This window comes from Bifidobacterium merycicum DSM 6492 (assembly GCF_900129045.1).
Lineage (GTDB): Bacteria > Actinomycetota > Actinomycetes > Actinomycetales > Bifidobacteriaceae > Bifidobacterium > Bifidobacterium merycicum.
The window spans coordinates 1-6,257 of record NZ_FQTX01000013.1; the positions used below are offsets into that span (position 1 = coordinate 1).

The 6,257-nt window shown below is 57.1% G+C and carries 5 protein-coding genes and 1 pseudogene; 1 reads left to right on the forward strand and 5 read right to left on the reverse strand.

The features are described from left to right. Positions 1-597: 597 nt before the first annotated feature. Entirely contained in the window at positions 598-1,299 is a 702-nt protein-coding gene (locus BUB29_RS09420; protein ID WP_033523975.1) for a phosphatase PAP2 family protein, read from the reverse strand. Positions 1,300-1,503: 204 nt separating this feature from the next. Here BUB29_RS09420 and BUB29_RS09425 point away from each other — a divergent pair, with 204 nt between their 5' ends. Further along, positions 1,504-1,941, forward strand: a complete 438-nt coding sequence (locus BUB29_RS09425) for a GNAT family N-acetyltransferase (protein ID WP_081888370.1) — start codon at positions 1,504-1,506, stop codon at positions 1,939-1,941. 239 nt (positions 1,942-2,180) lie between these two features. Here the strand turns inward: BUB29_RS09425 and BUB29_RS09430 are convergent, their stop codons facing one another. The 4 genes and pseudogenes from BUB29_RS09430 to BUB29_RS09445 form a co-directional block, all read right to left on the reverse strand. After that, on the reverse strand, positions 2,181-2,816 hold the full coding sequence (locus BUB29_RS09430; protein WP_033523973.1) for an ABC transporter ATP-binding protein: 636 nt from the start codon (positions 2,814-2,816) through the stop codon (positions 2,181-2,183). A gap of 12 nt (positions 2,817-2,828) precedes the next feature. Then, positions 2,829-4,050 (reverse strand): annotated as a pseudogene (locus BUB29_RS09435) (ABC transporter permease). Further along, positions 4,047-5,414, reverse strand: a complete 1,368-nt coding sequence (locus BUB29_RS09440) for an ABC transporter permease (RefSeq protein WP_033523974.1) — start codon at positions 5,412-5,414, stop codon at positions 4,047-4,049. The pseudogene BUB29_RS09435 and the gene BUB29_RS09440 overlap by 4 nt, the downstream one beginning before the upstream one ends. 287 nt (positions 5,415-5,701) lie before the next feature. After that, positions 5,702-6,257: MFS transporter (locus BUB29_RS09445; protein WP_200784156.1), on the reverse strand; the 556-nt coding region annotated here is incomplete at its 5' end.

Genomic DNA, 6,257 nt, shown 5'->3' on the forward strand with positions numbered 1-6,257 from the left:
CGAAAGCGCGCGGGCCGTGGACGGACTGGCAATCATTTGACTATAAAGAAGTAGTACAAAACACGCTCTTGAGTTCTCAAACCACCACCGCACCGACCCGGAACCATCCACCCTCAAGGAGGGGAACCGTGCCGCGCCGAGCAGCAAGAGAAAAACCTACACCAAAACCCGAACCCACGCAAACCCACCCCCACACGAACACCCCAAAACCCCTGCAAACAAACACATCCACCGGCGTGTCGAAAACAAGCCCGAAACCCCGGGAACCGGGACGAAACACACGGACGGCACCACGAACAAACGGAAAACAAACCCGAAAAACACGGAAAACGACACTACCGCGCGTGTCGCGAAGCACCCATCGCGGGTCTTCATGCCAGAAAAAACAAATCCAACCGCGTCTTGCAATGCATTATCGCCGTCTAGCCAATAAGGACAGACGAGGAAGGGAGACAGGGAGGCCCCGCGTGCGCACCATACGAATCGGCGTGGTCGAAAACGACGGATCTAATCAGTCATTCACCATGCTGACGCAAACTGTGTGAAATCCCCTGCCACGTCCCAAACGCCCACATATTTCGTCAACGGCGCACGCTTTTACCGCTCCCCCGCGTTTTCGTATGCGTTCCATACACACCACACGGCGTAGGAAATGAGCGGACAGATAGTGGCGGGAATAATCACGTCAGTCGGATAGTGCAAACCGAGCAGCAATCGCGAACAGGCGACCGCCACGACAAGCGCGACAGCGCCGATGACCGCTCTGCTGAGGAACACCCGTCTTCTGTTTGCACGCCCGTCATCTTCTCCATCGGGGAAGCATTTTCGCGCGAAATTACGCACGGTAAGAATCATCATGACCGATACGATCACCGCGGCTGCCGTGTGGCCACTCGGAAAACTTGGATCGTCCGGCAACAGACCATTGCCAGCGGATGTAATCGGACGGGGGCGTTCGACCAGCCATTTGACGCCGATCACGTACAGTATCGGTGCCGCCGACACGATGGCATCGCGGATAACAACGCGCCTGCTACCGGTAATACGCGAATCAACAGCGGCGAGCGCGGCAACAATTGCGATGCAGCCCACCGTTGAGAACAGGTACGCAAGTACCGTGGAGCAGTCGCGCAACCCTTCTGGCAGCACCGCTAAAGCCTGCAAAATATTGGTTTCACGCATTGTTGCGATTGCCGAATTGCGCAGTGCGGCGCCAATCATAGGCACAATGCCGCACAATATGCCGGTTGCGGTTACCACAGCTGCCGCTCTCGCGACACTTCCGTTCTTCACATGCATGATTCCAGTTAAACACAGTTCACCGTGCCGTTGCCGTGTGCTCGCATCCGGGGTATCCCCGAAAATCAACGGATCATCCTTCAGGGGGCTTCCCCGACACGCGCGCTGCAGACGGCCGCGCAACGCAAATATGACATACCCGCACGGGAAATACCGCGAACGATGCGAGAATCGGAGTTGGCGTTTAAGAAGGAAGGGGGAAATATGACCGAACCGATCGCAATGACCATACGCCATATGAAAATCGAGGACTATCCGCTGGCATACGGACTGTGGACACGATGCACAGGTTTCACTATGAGGGACATAGACGATTGCAAGGATGCAATAAAGACGTTTCTCAAACGCAATCGCGACACCTGTTTCGTAGCCGAGGATGATGACGGAAGAATCATTGGCGCGATTCTTGCCGGCAACGACGGAAGACGGTCGCGCATCTACCACACGGCGGTCGACCCCGACGCACGTGGTAGAGGCATTGGCTCGATTTTGGTGGGCCGCGTGGTTGAGACGCTTCGTGCGATCGGCCTGCCGAAAGTCGCTGTCGGGGTGCCCGCAGACAACGACGCCGGCAACGATTTCTGGGAACGGCAGGGCTTTGCAGTCCGTGACGATTTGGTTTATCGAGAACTGCCGTTGTAATAACGAACCATCCACGATGCCGTGCACGTCGCCCCAGCCCACGTTGTTCGCAAACAGTGAGTGGAAGCCCCGTACCGCCCCGCTCATGGACACGTAGGCAACGTCAATGCCGCGGTCCAACGCATTCATTACGTGACGCAGCAGGCACACGTCAAGGGGGCCCCTGCCACGATGGAAGTCCGAAAGGCCATTGATGGTGGCTCGCTGTTCGGATGGAAGACGCGGTCTGTGCGAGCGAGCTATGCCTTGGCTAGCTTCTTACGCCTGAGGGTGTAAACGGCATCGGCGGAACCGGCAACACGCTTGGAATGCGTCACCACGATGACGCATTTACCGAGTTGATGGGCGGCATGCCGCAAAAGATTAATCACCTCATCAGTCATTTCCGGATCCAGGTTGCCAGTCGGTTCATCCGCCAGAATTGCGCGACCGGGCGCCACTAGGGCGCGGCCGACCGCCACCCGCTGACGTTGGCCACCCGACAAGTGCATGATGTTGCGCTTCGATTCCTCACGGCTCAGCCCCAGATCCTCGAGGATCTTCATATCGGCCCTGGGATTGACCAGGCGCAGATTCTCTTCGGGGGTGAGATAGTCGATCAGATTATGGTCCCGGAACACCAAGGATACATGCCCGCGACGGTGCTTTGAATAACCCGTCGTGGCTATATCCTCGCCCTCAAAACGAACCACTCCATCAGAGGGGGCATCCAGACCGGCCAACAGGGACAACAACGTGCTCTTCCCCGCTCCCGATGGGCCGGTTATCGCATACATCTTCCCGAATTCGAAATCTGCGTTCACATCCGAAAGAACGCGGATCTTCGCCGCGCCATATGAGTAATTGACGTGGTCCAATTGCAGACAGACGGTCATGATTAATATCTCCTAACGCATAGAGGAAAGAATGGATTTCGGGGATTTGGCCAGCACTGCGGCGCACGACACGGCAAGTGCGATCGCGATGACCGCACATCCGAGCAGCAGGACGAACAGCGTCTGTTCTGGCGGCAGAGCCTCCACCTGCAATGATTCAAGAGGCGCGACTCCCGAATCGTGCAGCAGGAGCGAGGACACGTATCCAGACAATAGGGAGCCTGTGCCCAGCGAGCACAGGGCGGCAACCGCAGCCATGAGACCAGTTTCGATTGCAAACTGGGCGATAATCTGCATCTTGCCGATGCCGAGAGCCAGAAGGGTGCCTATCTCATGGATACGTGAGCGGATCCAGAAGACAAGCGCCATGCCCAGTACCAACACATCAGCCAGGCAAACGGACAACAGCACCATACGGACCAGATCGCGCACTGTTTCCACCGACTGCAGCACGCCGGAAAGCCGCGCCGAGTCATCGGTGACGCCATACTTGCTTCCAGCGTTTTTTCGCTTGGGCCACTGCAGCGGAGAGAGCCTGCGGATTATCCGAGAGGCACCGGATCGTGCCGACCCGTTCCTCTCCAGTCAGCGCGGAAACCACTTGGGCACCCGCATAGATAAGATTCTCCGATGCGTCCGATGGCATAGGGCTCTGTGCCTGCACATTGCCAGAGAAGATTCCGGCCACGCGAACGGTGGAATCGCGGTCTTCCTGACTGAGCCGGAGTGTTGATCCCACCGATAGCCCATTCTCACGTGCGAAATCCCGGTGAATCAGTACGTTCCGGCCATTACCTGAAATGTGGTGCCCTTGTTCCAACCGGTACAGACCGCTTTGGAACTCTTCGGACAACGAGGAGCCAGTGGTGCCCAGCACGCTGACCTGCGTGGATAGACCGGAATCCAGCCGAGGACCATGTTCGGGAACAACCGGATGCGCTCCATCCACCCCTGCCAAGGTCTTACGCTCGTAAACGGTTTTCCTTACGCCGGGGATGCGCGAGAACCGGCTCGCTTCCTTTGGACTTGCAGGATTCTCGCCTGTGTCGACGGTAAAACCTATTCCCATGCTTCTGCCGATATCGTCGGACAGGTTCTGAAGTGCCGTTGACACTCCGACCTGAGCCACAAGACTGGTGAAAACCATCAGCATCAGCAGTCCGATGATTCCGCTGCGCACCGGTTTACGTACGATTGCCAGCGTGGCACGATTCCACACGTTCATGCCCGTCATCGGAGCCCCGACAGGCTTCGCGGCGACTTGCGCAGCATCGGTATGCACGATATGGCGACGCATACCAGCATCACCGCCAGCAGGCCGAGCGATACATACAGTACGGCGGTTGTGTCGATTGATACCGTGAGCGAATCCAAGGTGCGAACCGACATATTGGATTCGAGATCGCCGCCGACCTGCCCCATGCTGCTCAGCTCCTTCGCCGCGGAGGCGTTCACGGAACGGAGGGCCGAGGTGCCAAGCCATTGGGCCACTCCTCGTGCGCACAACCATCCGAAGACCAGGGACGGCAGGCCGATCAGAATCATCTCGGTTAGATATTGGGCAACTAGGGATGGCTTGCCGATGCCGAGGGACACCAATACGCCCATCTCCTGGCGTCGGTCGTTCATCCACAGTAAGAGCATGAGACTGAGAACCATCACGGCTGAAATGGTCACGCCAATCAAAGCGCTGCGCATCATGGAACGCACACCTCGGGCGGCATTCAGCATGCTCGACGTACATTGGTCATTGCGCGTGATCTGGTAGTTGTTCCAATCCACTGGAAGCTTCTTCGCTGCCTCCATGGTTTTCTCCACGTCGACACCCCTGGCCAGAACGAAAGTGGCATCCCGGTATATTCCCTTGCCGGCCTTGTACTGGTACAGAGTACTTGTAGTGTCCAAATCGGTGTACACAGTGTTGGAGGTGGGCTCCGCGCGGCTGGATACCTTTCTGTCGCCGTCTCCTTTGAATATTCCAACGATGGTGGTTTTGACGGTTGCTGTCGGACGCGTCTCGTTGTCGGCATCATATGGATTGGCCTTGAGCGTGGGGGTATCACCGACTTTAAGCCCATTGGTTTTGGCGAGATCCTCATGGACCATCGACGTATGCTTATCGGATGCCTTGAGATGACGCCCTTCGACTATGCCAAGCGTGTGCGACGTGAGCACATTGAGTTTTGACGAATCGTTTGTGCCTATGACGTTGGCCGCATTGCCGAACTGCTGTTCTTTCTCCGCATCGTAATCATCGCCGCCGGGGACCTTCACCACGCTGGCGCCCACGAGATCGGCGGTGGCGTTCTGCCTGACCATATACGAGTCGGCCCCAGGCAACTTCGAGATTCGTTGCACATCGGCGGGACGAACCATTCCGCCTCCGCGAGGTGTCAGCATGCTGCCTTGCAGGTTACTGGCCAGCACGAATCCGCCGGCCGCCTGTTTCTCAATCCGCCCGGCCTCATGTTGAGCCGCCTGAGAAACTGCGGTCGCGGACAGCATACTCGCCGTTATGATGGTCAGCACAATGAACAGCACCACGGTGCGCACTCGTTCTCTGAGCACATAGCGCACCGCCCGTGAGATGAATGTCATTAATACCCCTTGTAAAGCTGGGACCTCCTCATCCGAAACAATGAAATCTAATTCGATTCTTCGATTGGTTATTCACGAAAACACATGGTTCGTCTCAAAACACGGCAAGATACGCCTTGAGCGAAAATGCGAAACAGCATTGGTTGCATTATGCCCCGGGGCATCGGTCGTTTTATCCATTTGACAAACTTTGAATGGCTATAAAACAGCGCATATACCAATGGAGGCCCCAACCGAAATTGGGGCCTCCATCAGAGAGAAAGGAGGGTGTGACGAGTATTGGTTATTTATTCGGTCAGAGTCTTGGCCTTCTCGTTGACGGCTTCAACCGTCTCGACCGTCTCGGCTTCCTCGTCGGAGATTTCACCGGACGCGAGCTTGGCTTCAAGCTGCTCGACGATCTCGTCGTGCATCTTCTCGCTGATCTTCACCTTGAACATGAACACCAGCAGAACGTAAGCGACAATCATGGAGATCATGCCGCCGATGTACAGGTAGCGGCGCGGGATGCGCTTGTTCAGGATCGGGTACAGCGGTGTCATGACCAGGCCGGCCACCAGCGCGATGATGCCTGTGACGGAGTAGGCGGCCTGATTGTCCAGCACGAACTTGAACGGGAAGATCAGCACGCCGGTGGTGGCCACGTTGGCGATGGCGTACAGCAGGTAGGACAGCGCCACCCAGAGCAGCTGGTCGTTCTGGAACAGGGCCTTGAACGCCTGCAGCGGGCCACCGTTCTTCTGGGCCTTGGAGCGCAGGGCGCTTTCGCTTTCCTTGGTGCCGAACGCGACGGACCATGCGGTCAGGATGCCGAGCAGCGCCACGATGATGCCGAAGGAGGTC